At 61.4% G+C, this 15,039-nt stretch carries 14 protein-coding genes; 5 read left to right on the top strand and 9 right to left on the bottom strand.

The features are described from left to right. Positions 1–37: 37 nt before the first annotated feature. The 9 genes from AC066Y_RS03010 to AC066Y_RS02970 all read right to left on the bottom strand — a co-directional run bounded on the left by AC066Y_RS03010 (position 38) and on the right by AC066Y_RS02970 (position 12,955). Positions 38–2,815 carry an esterase/lipase family protein gene (locus tag AC066Y_RS03010; protein WP_478272593.1) on the bottom strand — a complete coding sequence of 926 codons (2,778 nt, stop codon included), beginning with the start codon at positions 2,813–2,815 and terminating at the stop codon, positions 38–40. A gap of 502 nt (positions 2,816–3,317) precedes the next feature. Then, positions 3,318–4,235, bottom strand: a complete 918-nt coding sequence (locus tag AC066Y_RS03005) for a DUF2493 domain-containing protein (RefSeq protein ID WP_478272592.1) — start codon at positions 4,233–4,235, stop codon at positions 3,318–3,320. Between the two features lie 254 nt (positions 4,236–4,489). Next, positions 4,490–5,632 (bottom strand): DUF7146 domain-containing protein, encoded by a 1,143-nt coding sequence (locus AC066Y_RS03000; RefSeq protein WP_478272591.1) that lies wholly within the window; start codon positions 5,630–5,632, stop codon positions 4,490–4,492. Between the two features lie 66 nt (positions 5,633–5,698). Then, positions 5,699–7,885, bottom strand: a complete 2,187-nt coding sequence (locus AC066Y_RS02995; protein ID WP_478272590.1) for a ParB/RepB/Spo0J family partition protein — start codon at positions 7,883–7,885, stop codon at positions 5,699–5,701. Between the two features lie 166 nt (positions 7,886–8,051). Then, on the bottom strand, positions 8,052–8,426 hold the full coding sequence (locus AC066Y_RS02990) for a DUF2958 domain-containing protein (RefSeq protein ID WP_478272589.1): 375 nt from the start codon (positions 8,424–8,426) through the stop codon (positions 8,052–8,054). Continuing rightward, on the bottom strand, positions 8,423–9,379 hold the full coding sequence (locus tag AC066Y_RS02985; protein ID WP_478272588.1) for an ArdC family protein: 957 nt from the start codon (positions 9,377–9,379) through the stop codon (positions 8,423–8,425). The genes AC066Y_RS02990 and AC066Y_RS02985 overlap by 4 nt, the downstream gene beginning before the upstream one ends. Positions 9,380–9,691: 312 nt before the next feature. Next, a complete protein-coding gene (locus AC066Y_RS02980; protein ID WP_478272587.1) occupies positions 9,692–11,581 on the bottom strand; it encodes an MFS transporter in 1,890 nt (629 codons plus the stop codon). A gap of 485 nt (positions 11,582–12,066) precedes the next feature. Next, positions 12,067–12,267: a hypothetical protein gene (locus tag AC066Y_RS02975; RefSeq protein WP_478272586.1), complete on the bottom strand. Its 201-nt coding sequence runs from the start codon at positions 12,265–12,267 to the stop codon at positions 12,067–12,069. 196 nt (positions 12,268–12,463) lie between these two features. Next, the gene (locus tag AC066Y_RS02970) at positions 12,464–12,955 is read right to left on the bottom strand and encodes a hypothetical protein (protein ID WP_478272585.1); all 492 of its coding nucleotides are present in this window, start codon (positions 12,953–12,955) and stop codon (positions 12,464–12,466) included. 115 nt (positions 12,956–13,070) lie between these two features. On the opposite strand from AC066Y_RS02970, the gene AC066Y_RS02965 reads away from it, so the two are divergent. From AC066Y_RS02965 to tnpB, 5 genes are all read left to right on the top strand, one after another. Further along, positions 13,071–13,283 carry a hypothetical protein gene (locus AC066Y_RS02965; protein WP_478272584.1) on the top strand — a complete coding sequence of 71 codons (213 nt, stop codon included), beginning with the start codon at positions 13,071–13,073 and terminating at the stop codon, positions 13,281–13,283. Then, on the top strand, positions 13,264–13,485 hold the full coding sequence (locus AC066Y_RS02960) for a hypothetical protein (RefSeq protein WP_478272583.1): 222 nt from the start codon (positions 13,264–13,266) through the stop codon (positions 13,483–13,485). The genes AC066Y_RS02965 and AC066Y_RS02960 overlap by 20 nt, the downstream gene beginning before the upstream one ends. An 86-nt stretch (positions 13,486–13,571) precedes the next feature. Beyond that, complete coding sequence (locus tag AC066Y_RS02955) at positions 13,572–14,240, top strand: hypothetical protein (RefSeq protein WP_478272582.1); 669 nt, start codon at positions 13,572–13,574, stop codon at positions 14,238–14,240. Positions 14,241–14,490: 250 nt separating this feature from the next. After that, complete coding sequence (locus AC066Y_RS02950) at positions 14,491–14,838, top strand: transposase (protein WP_478272581.1); 348 nt, start codon at positions 14,491–14,493, stop codon at positions 14,836–14,838. Then, positions 14,835–15,039 (top strand): IS66 family insertion sequence element accessory protein TnpB (gene tnpB, locus AC066Y_RS02945; protein ID WP_478272580.1); only part of this gene is annotated, 205 nt, incomplete at its 3' end. The genes AC066Y_RS02950 and tnpB, both read left to right, overlap by 4 nt.

Raw genomic sequence — 15,039 nt, 5'->3', positions numbered from 1 at the left:
TGTATCCGAAAAGTAGCGGGTTGGCCAGCTCTGTGCGCTAGAATGTGTCGCAATCCTCGAGCTCCATCCTTGGTCCTGCGAAGATAGAGCCAGGGTGTTTTCCGAAGCCGTCGAGAATCTTGTAGACCTCAGTCTGCTCTGGAGGTCGAATATTCGGCAGAACGGCTCCTACACGACCTTGATCCGCAAGCTTAGCATTTTGCTTTCGGATCGCCACTTCAATCGTCTGCCAATAACGCAGCATCAATAGGCTCACACATGAGAGGCGGATCGATGAACTTTTGGCATCCTCCTCGTGAGTGATCGTGTACACTTGAAAAGCGGCTGAAGCTGCCTGCGCGGCGGAGTCAGCTGAATTGTAGGGTGCTGCGCGGTTCTTGCGATCCTTTTCATATTCTTCCAGGTACCTTGAAGCTGCCAGCTTTGCTGAACCTTGATCCTTGTTCAGCCGGGCGTCCAAAAGCAACGCGATGCTCTCGTCCTGCTTCCAGTCGTTCGAGATAGTGTTTTTTTCGTTTCCCGCACCGTCCCACATCGCGGATGCGCGATGAAAGTAATCCACTGCCTTTTTTGCACGCTGTCCATCGCTCGAGGCCTTGGCGGCAATTGCCATCAATCTGCCCGCGGCTGCGTGTATTTCAATTGTGTCCCGTAGGCCATACAAGTCGTCCGAGTAGGCTAGTCCGTTCTGATCGATGCTCTGCGTGAATGCGTCCACCTGATCGGCAAGCTTCGCGAGAACGGCGGGCGGATTGGACAAGGACGTTTCCATGGCCGAATTCTCAATTGCATGGATCAGATCCCTCTCTAACTGCGTTGCGACAAACTCCGTAATATCAGCTGGCTTGAGCTCGGTTTTATTATTCGGATCTCTAAAAGGACCGCGCTGCCACACATGCAACTCGACCTGCGGCCCCGCGGCCACCTTACCCCACAAAATCAGATCAGATTTGTACCTCGTCCGCAGCCACGCTGCAGACCCCTCCTCAGGGAAAACGTCTTGCGTGGTGGTAACGCTCTTTGTGACCCGTAAGCAGGTCTGGATCACAGGGAAACCATATCGTAGCGCGATCTCCCTGGCGAAACGGTCGCCCACGCCAATGTCATCGCCGTCGAATCCCGCCACAAGGATTGTGAATCCGCCCGCTGCACCGGTGGGTTCGAAATAGGAGTTCAACGAGCATCGGATGGAGAGTGCACCGGACGGAGCGTAGGCAGCGAAAGCGGTGACCGCATAAATGCACCCCACGGCGACAAATGCCGCAGCTTTTTGCCATACCTGGTTCCTCGGAGGAGCGGAAGGAAGCGCGACCGCATCCGCACCCTCGCAAGTCGCCTCGGTGGTGCAGACACGAGCGATGTGGGCAATGATCTTTTTCAGTGTGTCGGGATTGTTATAAAGGGAATGTCGGAGGCTAAACACGCTCCCTTCGGAGGGAACGCACCAATCTACGTTGTAAGAGTTGGAACCGTCCGGCGTGTCGGAAACATTAACGACGGCATTCAATGATCGATAAAGCAATTCTCTCCCGAACAATGACTTGCACACGGCTGCAAGCGAAACCAAGGCTACGCTTATTCCAAAGCCAAAAGAGACGGAACGCGTGATCTCATCGGAAATATCACTCATCCCGATAGACGCCATCAAGGCGTAAACCTGTCCAGTCATGCAATCCGGGGTGAGATTTGCGAGGCACTCCGAATAGGATCGCGCCGTCGAAATCAAAAACTCGAGTACGCCATACAAGAGGAATACGGCAAGCAGAGTAACAACGATCGGAACGATCATCGAGATTGAGGCGGCGATATGCGTCAGAAAGCTCGCGATTTTTCCAAAGATCAGTGCTAGGGTCGCTTCGTCGCGCCGACTCCTGAGGATTTTTAGCTTTGTGACAACGCGGGAAACGTTCGGCGATCCATATTGTGGGCCGTAAAGGATACTTCCCGCTATCGATCGAGTAAGGAAGAAGACGAGCAAAGAAGGAATTACGACAGTTAGAACAAGCGTCGGGCCTAAGAGAATCATGACGGCGAATACGACGGAATTAGCGTTATCAAAGTCCAGACCCTCAAAGATTCCTTCCGGATGACGTCCAAAAAGAAGCCAGGCAGCAGCGAACAAAATGGCGCTCGCAAGCAACGCCTGATTGTTGATATGTCGGGCTAACTTCAACCGTTTGAAACGGTGACCGCTGACTCGTTGGCTTCTTATGAGCCGCCCGTAGGCCCAGCAAAGAAGAGTGATGGCACCGACAATTATTGACAGAATTGAAATCAGTAGAGGAGCAAACAATAAAAACGCGCCGGCAGTCGCCCACGCCACCATAAGATAGCCAGCGAATATTGCCGCGCCAATCGAAAGACAGAGAACAAAAAGCTTGTCGACGATTCGCGGAACTGTTCGATAGATAGAGAGAAACGGCGTGGCCATCGTCACAATGTGCACGTTGAGCGGATCGCCCAACATTGCCTCACGCGCGTCCAGCGCGACGTTCCCTCCGTGGCTATGCGCAATTACAAAATGTGGTGCCTCCGGCGCCGCGGCAAGACTTTTATCGAGCTCCTCGGCTAATCGCGCGGCGGCGCATCGCCGTTCCTCAATTGAATTAGCGCCTGACCAGAGAAATGCGCTCAAATCTTTCGCCGCTACTAAGCTCGAGAGACCGGTGCTCAGCTCCGTGTAAAATTTCGATCCGACTTCAAACCACCGCGGTTCAGTGGGGGCAGTATCTTTGCGGCATTCATCTTTATCGGGATTGAATCCTCGGCCCCAAGTTCCATGAACAAGAATAACTTTCGCTGGCGTCACCTTCATGGTCACAACCCTCTATGGGTAGCGCAAACGCGTTGCTTGATCTGAGTGCTAAGCGATGAACATCAACTGACTTGTTCGGCGAATTGAACGATGGTGATTGTCGGACTGTCGCACCTCCAGCCGTACTGACGCGCAGACTTTTACGTCCGCCGCCTGCGCAGAGGTGAAGCTCAAAATCGAAAAAGTCGGCAACAGCAAACCCATCAGCCCCCTCGGCTGATGCAAAGCTTACGTACAATTTTAACAGCCATCTCCCTTAAGTTGCAAGATCGGATCTAGCCGGTGATCCACCCCGCCCATTGGCCCAGCAGCCGGCGGCTGCTCACCAAGCAATATCGGTTACCTGTTATTCGGCGCACAGTTTGACCCATCGATCGGCGCCGGAGGCTGACCCCGGCCAACACTGACGAAACCCCTGAACAAGCGGCGGAATGTTCATCACGTGTGGGGTCAATGTTGGGAGCCGATAGGAGTCAAAGTTCGGCGCTTATTTACACGGCGCTCATGCGCCGTCCTTGCCGATCTTCCAGACGGGGATGCCGAGGCGGCGGGCCTTGTCGGCGAGATTGGCTTGGATGCCGCTGCCGGGGGTAACCAGCACGCCGATTGGCAATGCTTCCAGCATGGCGTCGTTGCGTTTGAACGGGGCTGCCTTGCCCTTTGCCCAGTCGGGTCTGAAGGCGATCTGCGACACCTTGCGGTGATCGGCCCAGCGCGATGCGATACGTTCAGCACCTTTCGGGCTGCCGCCGTGCAATAGGACCATGTCCGGATGCTTGGCTCGGACCTGGTCGAGCTTGTCCCAGATCAGACGGTGATCGTTGAAGCCGGGCCCGCCGGTGAAGGCGATCTTCGGACCGGGAGGGAGCATCACTTCGGTCTCGGCTCGACGCTTTGCGGCGATGAAGTCTCGGCTGTCGATCATCGCTGCTGTCATCGTCCGATGGTTGACTGTTGATCCGGAGCGCGGCTGCCAGTTTGATCCGGTGTGCTTGGCGAAATGCTCCGCGGCCTGGTCGCGGAAGTATTCCATCACGTTGCGTCGCTCGATCAATGTCAGTCCTTCGGCAATGAGGCGTTCGAGCTCGACGGAGCGGATTTCGGAGCCGTCCTGCTCGTGTTGACTTTGTCGTTGCGCCTGTTCGTTGCCGTCGAGCTCGCGTTCGATACGCGTAGTGGCGCGGTGGAATAGGTTGACCGCCGACCACAGGAGATCGTCGAGGTCGGGCTCTAGCCGCGTGTCGCGCAGGCTGACGATCACCGCATCGAAGATGTCGGCGACTGCGCCGGTGATCAGCCGGCCTTCGGGCAGTGGCCTTGGGTCTGGTTCGTCCTGGAACGGACGGTAGCTGTGAAGTTGCAGCTCGGTGATCGTGTGGTCGGTGGCTGAGGAAGTTGCGTCGTCGTGGTCGGTCGTCATGGCGGTGCTCCTTGATCGGATCGGCCGCGCCCATCGCGGCCTTCATGGCGACCAAAGGCGGCGGGCGGGCCGGACCGGCACCGCTTAAGCGGCCGGAGCGAAGCGGAGGATGGCGGCGCGCGGCTATTTTGCTTCGCGATGCAAAGCGCGCGTCGTCCTGTGGACTATGTGAGCAGTCATTCGTGGGCGCGCGGCGGAAAATAGCCGCGCGCCGCCATTGCGGGGCCAGACCGCTTGCCGCAAAACGTCGCCTCTCAAGAAGGCCGGCTGCGCGGCCCTTTTCGGATGGAGAACCGCTGCACGACCCTCACGGGCCTCGCCGTCTCGCCCGCCCTTTGCGGATCCGATCCGGCTGCCAACGTGAAACGCGCGACGTCCTGCGCAAGGAGCTGGACTCGGACTGCCGCCCGGATCGTATCGAGGCCTAGCAGCCGCAGATCATCGTTGAAATCTCCCAGCCCGGGTAACAGCGGGATCACGTCGAGGCCGGCCTTATGAGCCCGGTCGCGCAACATGTCGTGGGCTGTGTCGCCGGCGGGATCGTCGTCGCGCGCAACGTAGAGGCGGCGCAGTGTGGGCGGAAACAGGATTGCCGCAAGGTGCGCGGCCGAGAGTGCGCTCAGCATTGGCATGGCCGGCAGAACCTCGCGGAGCGACAACATGGTCTCGATGCCCTCGCCTGCGGCGGCGACATCGGCCACCGTGCCAAAGCGGACAGCGTGACCGAGCAGATCGCCGATCGCGCGACGCGGTGTGTCGATGGGCGCTTTGCCGAGCGTTACGGGATCGACTCCATCGGGATTGAGCCAGGTGCGATGCACGCCGGTGATACGATGGTTAAGGTCGGTGACGGCCGCGATCAATGCTGGCCAGGTCTCCGTGGGGCCGTGATCCCCGGGGCGATAGTAGCAGCGCGGGTGAAAGCGCAGGCTGTTCAGGCTTTCAATGTGCGTGATGCCACGATCGGCCAGATAGGATTGCGCGCGCGTGCCGGCGATGCCTTGCGAGATCGCCCACAATCGACGGGCCGCCTCCGATGAGCCGACAGGTGCTGGTCGGCGCCGGACGGCGGATACAAGATCGGGTGCGGGAGGCGGCAGGCTGAGGAAACGGCGAGCCTCTTCGGCGGCCTGGCTGAACGCAAGCCTGCGGCTCAATTGGATGACGTCGAGCAGATCGCCATGTTGTCCTGTTGCCGCATCGGTCCATTTTCCGGCAACGCCTCTGCCAGACTGCTGCCCGGCGAGACGGACGAACAGGGAGCGACCCGGCGTGTTGTTGACGTCACCGACCAGCCAGTAGTTGCCCGAACGGCGTCCATTGGAAAGATAATGCCGACACACCATCTCGGCGCGCTCGGCCAGGCGGCGAGCAAGATCGGAAGCTTGCGTGAACATGGGAGCTCCAGGGCGAAGAAAGGCCCGCCGTCGCCGGCGGGCCTCAAGGAGGTCATACTGCCTCGACTACTCGGCCGCGATGATGCGCGGCTCGGTCGCGGCGGCCTCATCTTCGCCCAACGTGGCCACGGCCCCCATAGCCACATCGCATCCGGCCGCCGCCGATTCTACGCCGGGTGGTTCGGTCGACGACTGGTCGTGAGCACCCAGCGCCTGGGATGGGGTGCCGAGCGGCAGATTCGGCGTGCGCAATGGTTCCGGCAGCCAGCGAGAGTCCTCAAGCAGGCGCTCGGCTTCCTTTGCCATCTCAGTCTTCTTGAGATGGTCGATCAGTTGCGCGGAGCTCTCGCCCTTCGCCTCGCGGACGGCTTCAAGGATACGACTCTTGGTGACGCGACCGAGATAGTTGTCGACCGTCGGCCGCCAGCCAATCTCCGCCATGTCGAGATTGACGGCCCGCGCCAGGCGGTCCGCCTGATCGAGACGGCGCCGCAAGCCATTGGCGGTCACGCCGGAACCGCCATAGCGATCGACTTTCTCGGACAGCGCATTGATGCCGCCGGAAACGCAGTGGGCGAGCAGCGCCAACCGGCTGGCATCGTCAAGCGCGACTAGCCAATCCCACAGTGCCTGCTCATCGGTGGGTAGATCGGCCCTCCAGGCCTCATGCCGATCCGTGATAGACTTCGCAGACGCACTCTCCTTCATATCCGGTGCCTGCACCGGAAGCTGGACGAGGCGAACACCCGCTTCAAGGCATCCCGGCGTGTAGGTCTGGTAAAAGGCATCTACACAGAGCTTGTGCAGAAGCGCAGTCATCGCGACCTGCGGATGGGAAGCAACCGCATCGCGCAGCGACAACGTGCGGTGTGCGGTTAGCTCGGTGACGAGCCGGTCGGGCAACGGCCGGATGACATCGTCTTCTTCCTCCTCTGGGCTCACCTGCCCGCTGACGGTGATCGTGGCACGCGGGGCCGCCGGTGGGTCCTGGTCCCCACCATCGGCGGCCGGCGTTGCTGCACCAGGCTCGGGATCGAGCTCGACGGTCGCCGCGACGAACGCGGCCTCGTCCTCGCGGCGGACATAGCCACGCGCAACCTGCAACGCACCCTCGGCATCGATGCTGACAAAGGCGCCAGCGTGGACCATCTCGGCCGGCTTGAAGATATCCGGCCGGTTCTCGAAAGCTTCGAGCGCCTCCTCGAGCTCGCCGAGCCGCGCATCTACCTCGTCGGGCAGTTCGTCGGCATCTTCATATTTCTCCTGAAGCGCGGTGTACTCGGCCTGGAGCGTGTCGGCGCTTGCCTGCTCCTCGGCGGAGAGATCCGCCGGGATGCCCTCGAGCCGGCGGAGCCCATGGTCATGGCCGTAGGGAAAACTGGCGGCGACCTCGATCCACTTCCATCCCTCCGCGGCGATCGTCCCGGCTTCGGCGCGCAGCTTCTCGGCCACCAGACGCTCCAACAATGCAACGTCCTCGAGCCAGCCGCCGTCGTCGGCTTCGAAGAGATCGCGCAGCACATTGCCGCCGGCGGCCTCGTAGGCGTCGAGACCGACGAACCGCGCGCGCTTGTCGGAGCCACGCACCGCGCGCTCGGTCAAAAGGCGCCTGATCTGATACGACTCGTCGTAGCCCGACTTGTTGACGGTCTCCCAGACCTGTTCCTGCCTGACGTGATCGTCGGTGACAGAAAACGCCATCAACTGCTCTAGCGACATGCCGTCGTCGGCATAGACGTCGAGCAGCTTCGGGGAGACCGTGGCGAGACGGAGCCGCTGCTTCACCACCTGCGGGGAGACGAAGAAGATGGCCGCGATATCCTCCTCCGACAGCTTCTGCTCGCGCAAGGTCTGGAAGGCGCGGAACTGGTCCAGGGGATGAAGCGCGACGCGATGCACGTTCTCGGCGAGCGAGTCCTCTTCCGCGGAAATTTCGCCACCAGTTTCGCAGACGATGCAGGGAACCGGCGCGGTCTTCGCGAGCCGCTTCTGCTTCACCAGCAATTCGAGCGCACGATAGCGGCGGCCCCCGGCCGGCACCTCGAACATGCCGGTCTCCTGTCCGTCGGCGTCGAGGATTGGCCGCACATAGAGACTCTGCAACAGCTTCTCGCGATGGGCGATGTCCTCGGCGAGATCCTCGATCGAGATGCCGGCCTTCACACGCCGGACGTTGGACTGGCTGAGCACCAGCTTGTTGAAGGGGATGTCGCGTGAGGGCGACAGCTTGATCTTCTGAACGGCCTTTGCCATGTCAGTTTTCTCCGGAACGGGCGGCCGAGACCCTCTCTCGGCCTCCAACCCATTCGCCAACACGCCCGCCCTCCTCTCCCTCTCGCCGCGCGTCGGACGAATGAGCATCGCAACGCTTCCGGAGCGCGGCGGCTCAACCGCCACGCCCCGGCGAAGCGCGCCGAGGTCACCGATCTTCCCGTTGCAACACCGCGGCCGCGGCACGCAGCGAACGGTCGTCAATCACGATCCGGCCCGCCGTGCGAGCGGCCTGCGCGTAAACCGATAGAGGGAACGCGCCCTCGAACAGGATGTCGCGTTCAATCCCCAAGCCGAAGGGCAGCTCGACGGCCTCCATCTCCACGAGGCTGAACGCGCCGAGCTCCGGTTCGCCGAGATCAGCGAGACCGAACAGCGTGTCGCCATCCTCATCGAGCTCGCTCACGAGCCAAGTGCCGACGCCGAGCGGATTGAAGAACCTCACGACCGGCACATGGTCGAGGCCGCGGCGGCGGCCGTTGGCGAGCAGGCGCTCGCGTAAGTCTTGCGGGAGCAGGATCATGCCACCCTCCTCTCGTCGGCGGTCTCATGGTCGGACGGCTGTGAATCCGGCAGGAAGCCGAGGATATAGTCGGCGGCTTTGCTGGCCTGGGACGCGGCGCGCACGATGGCGCGGTTGTCCTCGCGCATAACTTCCAACCACGAGCCGATGTAATCGGCATGGCGCACGGTCGGCACGATGCCGAGCGAGGCGCAGCAGAAGGCGGCATTCAATTCCGCGATCAGTTCTTCGAAGGCATATTTCTTCGTGCCAAAAGAACCGCTGAGATCGCGGTTGAGACGCGAGGCATGGCCGCTGGCGTGGCCGAGCTCATGGAGCGCGGTGCGGTGCCAGTTGATTGGTTCGCCATAGGCATGCGGCGGCGGTACCTGCACATAATCTGCTGAATGCATATAGAAGGCGCGGTTGCCGCCGATGCGAAAGTCGATGCCGGTCGCCTTGATCAACGCTTCGACCGTCGGCTCGATCAGGGCGGGCAGCGGAGGCGGCGCAGCCTTGGCGATCCCGTCAGGGAGCTCGTCGCACTGATCGCTATTGAAGACGGTGAAGCGTTTCAGAAACGGGATCGCCTGCGCTTCGTCGCCAGTCTCGTCCGCGCGACGCTTCTCGTCCTGCGGCACGAAGCGGTCGGCATAGACGACAGTCGTGCCGCGCTCGCCCTTGCGGACGTGACCGCCGAGCGACAGCGCTTGGCGAAACGTCAACCAGCTCTGGCCTGCAAAACCGTGTTCGATCACGGCGCCCCAGAGGATCAGAACATTCACGCCGCTATACTGGCGGCCGGTCGATGCGTTTTTCGGCATCGCCAGCGGCGCCTTCGCGGCCGCCGTCCCCCAGGGCTGCACCCAGGGCACGCGGCCGGCTTCCAGCTCGGCGATGATCTTGTCGGTGATTTCGTCATAAAGGCTCGCCCGGTTCTCGCCGCCGCGCGCCCGATTAGCATGTCTGGACATCTTGAGGTCTCCGCAACGGGCACCGCGGGACTCTCCCGCGAGCTTCCAACCCGTCACGGCAACCCGGCCCGCACTCTCCCTCTCCTGCTCCGGCGTCCGCCGTCGGCACGGTGTCGCGCAAGATCACCGATCTCGTCGCGGGCTCCGCGTCAGGGATGAACGCCCGAAGGGGGAAGACCCCGCAAGGCCGGGTTTCAGCGTAGCCGACAGCCCGGTCCCGAAGGGAGACGCCCAACTGAGTAGGCGCGATCAATAGCCGGTGTCGATGCAACGTGGCGCGACACTTTAAGTGTGTCTCTCCATACGCATCACTCAAGATCGGATGTGACCGGCCTCGACGGCCATGACTTGAGGCAGCATCGCGTCGACCGAATAGCGGCGCCCCGAAGGGATGGCGATCGGCCGAGCGCGCGGCCACATGAACCAGATCCAGGCGACGAGCTGGAGCGCGAGGTCGATGCCGAATGCGACCTGATAGGCGATCATCGGGTGGTGAGTGCCTTCCACGGGCCAGCGCTCGATGACAATGCCAATCAACTCCTGAAGGGCGAATGCCCCGCCGATATGAATGACATTCAATGCGGCATTGGCACGACCTGCCAATTCCTTTGGGAAATGGTTAGCCAGAATCGCGTAGCTCAACACCGTCACCGCGCCTGCAGCGGCGATCAGGCACCACAGGACGTAGGATGGCAGCGGCCATCGCAGGATCAGCGCGGTCTGCACCGTCATGAACAGTGCCGCAACAACCCCGACAACGGCCTGCGGCTCAACGTTGCGCCGGCGCAGGCGGGTGGCCAGTGCTCCAAGCAAGACCGCACCGATACTGAGCGCCACGGCCATGGCCAGCAGATGGTTGACGAGCGCGGCGCGGTCTAGTCCTTCGACGTCGGCGAGCCAGGGCGCGGCCCACAGTCCCTGGAGCGCCCAGGCGGTTCCGATCGTGGTCGCAGAAAGTGGCGCCAATCGCCAGAAGCGTGAATCTGCGTAGATTTCTCGAAGTCCGGCGAAAGGGCGGCTGTTGTTTGCTGAAGGCGACGGCGGTGCTTCAGGGACCAAGAGATAGACGGCACCGGCCGCAACCGCGGTCGCCGCGGCAAGCCATTCGAACAATCCGCGCCAACCAATAGAGGCCAATAGCCATTCGGACGGCGCCGTGGCAGTGACGGCGCCCAGCGCGCCAAGCATGACCATCCAGCCATTGACGAGCGCAACGCGCTCCTTTGGAAACCACAGCACGGTCGCTTTCAAGCCGGCAGCCAGGGCGGCGGCAACGCCGAGCCCGATCAGCGCGCGGCCGGCGAGCAGGGACAGGAAGCCATCGGATGCGCCAAACAGCGCGGCACCGCCGGCTGCTATCACCAGCAGCACGGCCTGGACCTGGCGAGGGCCATAGCGGTCGAGGAAAACGCCAATCGGGATCTGGGCGGCGGCGAAGGTGAGAAAATAGGCCGACGTGAGCAGGCCGAGACTGGACGGCGTCAACCCGAATTCGGCTGTCAGCGGCTCTGCGGTCAGCGCGCTGATTGTGCGAAACAAGTACGACAGGTAGTAGCCGAATGCGAAGGGCAGGAAGACGCGGAGGATGAGCGTTAGGTTTGACGCCCCGGCTTTGACCGATTGCAGTGCGTCATCCTCGGGTTGCAGCTTCGCCGTCTGCGCAATCTCCGCCTCTTCAACCGGGTATTGATCGGCGGCCCCGGACGGGCTGCTCATCGCCTCGCAAGTCGCTTCCGCGGGATACCCTGCCGGCGCGCTTGCCGGACCCTGGCTTTCGGGAGACGGCCGCGTGGCACCTGTCGTGCCGAGCCGCTCAAGCGTCTCGCGTATCAGCGGGCGCCCCTCCTCGACGCGTCGTCCGACCTGCGCGGCGAATTCCTCGAAGCGCGCCGCGCCAAGTCGGCAGGCGGCCGGCTGCGCGGTGTCGGGCAGCGGCGGCGTGACCGTGAGATGATAGCGCGCATGCATCGCGACCGTTTCGTTGACCAATCGCAATTCGCGCGCGAGGTGATCGAGCTGCCGGCCCATCTGGGCCAGGCGCTGGTCCACGCCGGGCTGGTCGTCGCGCTCGTCCGCTGTATCGAGGAAGCGATCGAGCGCGGCGCCGACGAGCCCGGATTTGGTGGCGCCGCGGTGCTCGGCGGCGACTGCCAATCGCGAAACAAGATCCTCGCTGACATAGACGCAGATTTTCCGCTTCATGGCACGCCCTGCCCGATGACGGCCACGGGCATGCACGCGCGAAACGACCGCGGCACATTCGAACATCTCGGGCTTTCCGTGCAAAGGGGCGCCGAGCCTTGTGAACATCCAGGCATCATTGCGACGCCAAAGCGAGCTTCGAGAATTTCACACATATTCGACGCCGGGCCTCACCGCGTTCTTTGCGATGATAGAAAGGCAGCGAACTGCATCGGCGCAAGCTGCAAACCGCATGTCTCGCGGTTTCGGCGGGATCAGCGCGCAAAAACAGGCGCGAGCGTAAGCGTTAGCGGAAAGCTTTGAGCGACGAAATGAGCGCTCGCGCTTCGGGCGTGCGAAAGCTGGCAACTGCGGCCGACCGTCAACATGCGACTACGTGCGGACGCCGCCCTATGATGCCTCGTGAACGCGACCACGGATTTGATGAGCCGGGGCGGCATCAATTGTCGGTGCGATTGGCTGACAAGTGATGGGCATCGAGATTGTCAGACCTGCACCTCGTGCCGGGATTTCGCGCTGGCGTCATAGACGCGAACCTGCAAGTCCGGAAAACGACGCTTCAACGCGACGGCGCCGCTCTCGGCGCCTTCCCTGGTGTCAAACTCGGTCTTAATTCGCCCATCAATCTCGAGAGCGAAGCCGGTTGATGGAAGTTCGTTGGAGCGAGGAGCCATGCCGATGTCCAAGACTGCGTTGTGGCGGAATGGCTACTGTGAGTCCTGCTTCGCCGGCAAGAGGGTTCATGCGGATGCCATCGATTGCTGGCGTGTCGCCATCGACGATGCCGGGCCTGCCGGACAGGTTGCTGGCAAATGCTGACACGGCTGGCAAAGAGCAGCATCAGCGCGGTGCATGCAGATCTCGCGGTCAACACGTCGTGTCTCACCGCGTGTCGCGCGGGTTGAATTTCGGCCAGTTGGTGAGCGGCTTCAGCTCCGGTAGATCGGCGGGCCGTTCGGGATAGTGGAATTCCGAGCCGCGCAGCCAGCGTCCCTTGAAGCGGTCCCAGAACAGGATCGCGTCCATCTGCCAGGTGAATTCGTAGACGCGCCAGGTGCCGTCGTCGCGGATAGTCTCGCCGGTGGCGTTGAACGGCAGGCTGTTGAGCTTGCAGAGCGCGTCGATCTCGAACCAGTTCTCGCGCAGAAAATTGTCCTCGATCGCGACGTGATACGGGCGGTCGGTGCGCCAGCGCGGACCGCCGCCACGGGGATGGAAGCCCTTGCGCGGCATCAGGAGTTCGGGGATGCGGGCGATGGCCTGTCCGATCCGTCGCGCCTCGTCGGCGGTGAGCGTGGCGGCGCCGAAGCTGTAGCGGCTGGAGCCGTCGCGACAGAACAGCCAGGCGACGGTAACGCCATTGGCGTCTTGCACGATGTAACGCTCGGAATTCTCCCGGATCAGGGTCCACGGCGGCGGAAAATGGCGGCTTGACTCCATGAGAACAAAATAGGAACATGCAGCGCGTCAGGTCAACACGGAACAGGCCATGTCCGCCGCTCCACAACCCGAGACAGAAGATGATGAAGGGCTGGAGATCGCGGTGGCCCAGGCCGTTGCCGCCAGCAACGGCGATGTGCGAGCCGCGGTTCGTGCATTGATCGTCGAGAACCGGAATCTCAGCAAATCCGTCTCGCATGCCTTCATGCGCGGTCGTTTTCGAACTTATGCAGGATACGGGTTTGAAACTCGGCAGCAGTGACGTTGTTCAGCGTCAGGCTTTGCTTCCGCCGAGCGCCTTGCTGTACAGATCGAGCGCTTTAGCACTGAGGTGGCCGGCCTTCCTGGCGGCGGCGACCTTTTTTGGCAAATTCGTCAGCTTTGTCAGCTTCGATCTTCCCCTGGATGCGCTTTACACGTTCGTCTTGCGTTTCGATTTTCTTGTCGGGGGCCACTTCGTGTGACCTTCATTGTTTATCTTGGTCGCTTCGCGACATATGAATGATGCGGGAAGATTTAATCGGCAGCACCCCCGCGCCCGCGAGATTTCATGAGTGTCATTACGCTTACCGGCTCGTCTTTTCACGATCCTCTTGAACAGTTACTCCACGACTTGGCCGAACGCGTTAATTCTGTGGTCAACGGAATTGCACAGGAATCCCAGCAGTTCGGGAGGCATGAGGAGCCCACGACATCAAGATTGGCCCAAGCCATCAACGACGCCATTCGCAACCACCCAATCACGGCGCCCGGCCTGGCATTGGATGTTCACGCCGAGGAATTTACTAAGCACCAGGAAAAGGTCGCTGGAGCAGATCTCTACATCTCGGTTGTCCGCAAGGACAAGGACGATCCAATAAGCAAGGGCATGCTGGTGCAAACGAAACGCCGAGAAGCCATGCTCAGGAGCGGCGAGCCCCAACGACTGGGAAATCAGTGTAAGCAAATGTACAGGCGCTCTAAAAAGTCCTCATACGTTTGGATTTATGAACGAGATCGGGTCCGTTCTGTCAAAGCTCCCCAAGCCTCCAAACCCATTCTCCAGCGCACTGCGGGCTCCTCATCGGTTGGCGAACTCATCGCGGATGGGCTGCGCTGCAATAAGGGGGACGATAAGATCGGCAGGGAATTATCCGCCGAACCAGCAGAAGGCATCCTTGAAGTGATGAAGCGACTGTCAGTCCCTAACGGCCTCGACTTTGTTGTAAGGCAGGACTAGCAGGGCATCGCTTGTCGCGGGCGGGCGGGTAAGCCTTTTCTCGAAACCGCCTTGTGAGGAAAACATTGCTTTTTGCATCCTCGACCGGCACAGGCACGCTAATGATACAAAAAAACACTGCGAGCAAGTTCGTAAGCGGCAAGGAAACCCCGTCTGGCGGAGTGGTAAGCGATCGGCTATCGGCTGCTGAGTTTGTGAGCCGATGTGAGCTTCTATGTCTGCGCCTAGTTCTGGAACTAGAACCTTCCATATGATCGAAGCGGTCGCCGACCGTCTTGAGGGAGCGCCGCGGCAGCTTCGCCGAAGCTGGTCGGACGAGTTCAAAGCGCAAGTTGTGACGGAGGCGCTGGAGCCTGGCGCGAGCGTCTCGGCGATCGCCCGCCGGATCGGCATTCACCCGTCGCAGCTGTTCGCCTGGCGCCGTGATGCTCGGGCCGAGCGGCATTATCGCTCGCGGCACTCGAGTTGCGAGGGCGTGGTGGCGTCTGCGGCAGGCACAGTGATTGAGATTGCCATTGGCGAGGTCGTCGTGCGTGCCGGCCTGGACGTCGACGAGGCGCACTTGCAGCGGGTGATCCGAGCGGTGCGTTCGGCATGATTCCCTCGGGCGTGAAGGTGTTCCTCGCCAGCCATCCAGTCGACTTCCGCAAGGGTATCGATGGCCTTGTTGCGCTAGTGCGCGATGCGGGCTCAGATCCGTTCGACGGTGCGCTTTATGTCTTCCGGGCCAAAAGAGCCGATAGAATAAAGATCGTATGGTGGGATGGGTCCGGCGTGTGCCTCTATTTAAAGCGTCTTG

The organism is Bradyrhizobium sp. USDA3010, assembly GCF_056429065.1.
Note: the sequence above shows the minus strand (reverse complement) of the source record. Positions and strands in the feature narration are given on the sequence as shown.

What these genes read in the sequence shown, in the direction of transcription:
- AC066Y_RS03010 (WP_478272593.1), bottom strand. Translation starts at nt 2,815, where the DNA reads ATGAAGGTGACGCCAGCGAAAGTTATTCTTGTTCATGGAACTTGGGGC.
- AC066Y_RS03005 (WP_478272592.1), bottom strand. Translation starts at nt 4,235, where the DNA reads ATGACGACCGACCACGACGACGCAACTTCCTCAGCCACCGACCACACG.
- AC066Y_RS03000 (WP_478272591.1), bottom strand. Translation starts at nt 5,632, where the DNA reads ATGTTCACGCAAGCTTCCGATCTTGCTCGCCGCCTGGCCGAGCGCGCC.
- AC066Y_RS02995 (WP_478272590.1), bottom strand. Translation starts at nt 7,885, where the DNA reads ATGGCAAAGGCCGTTCAGAAGATCAAGCTGTCGCCCTCACGCGACATC.
- AC066Y_RS02990 (WP_478272589.1), bottom strand. Translation starts at nt 8,426, where the DNA reads ATGATCCTGCTCCCGCAAGACTTACGCGAGCGCCTGCTCGCCAACGGC.
- AC066Y_RS02985 (WP_478272588.1), bottom strand. Translation starts at nt 9,379, where the DNA reads ATGTCCAGACATGCTAATCGGGCGCGCGGCGGCGAGAACCGGGCGAGC.
- AC066Y_RS02980 (WP_478272587.1), bottom strand. Translation starts at nt 11,581, where the DNA reads ATGAAGCGGAAAATCTGCGTCTATGTCAGCGAGGATCTTGTTTCGCGA.
- AC066Y_RS02965 (WP_478272584.1), top strand. Translation starts at nt 13,071, where the DNA reads ATGTCCGCCGCTCCACAACCCGAGACAGAAGATGATGAAGGGCTGGAG.
- AC066Y_RS02955 (WP_478272582.1), top strand. Translation starts at nt 13,572, where the DNA reads ATGAGTGTCATTACGCTTACCGGCTCGTCTTTTCACGATCCTCTTGAA.
- AC066Y_RS02950 (WP_478272581.1), top strand. Translation starts at nt 14,491, where the DNA reads ATGATCGAAGCGGTCGCCGACCGTCTTGAGGGAGCGCCGCGGCAGCTT.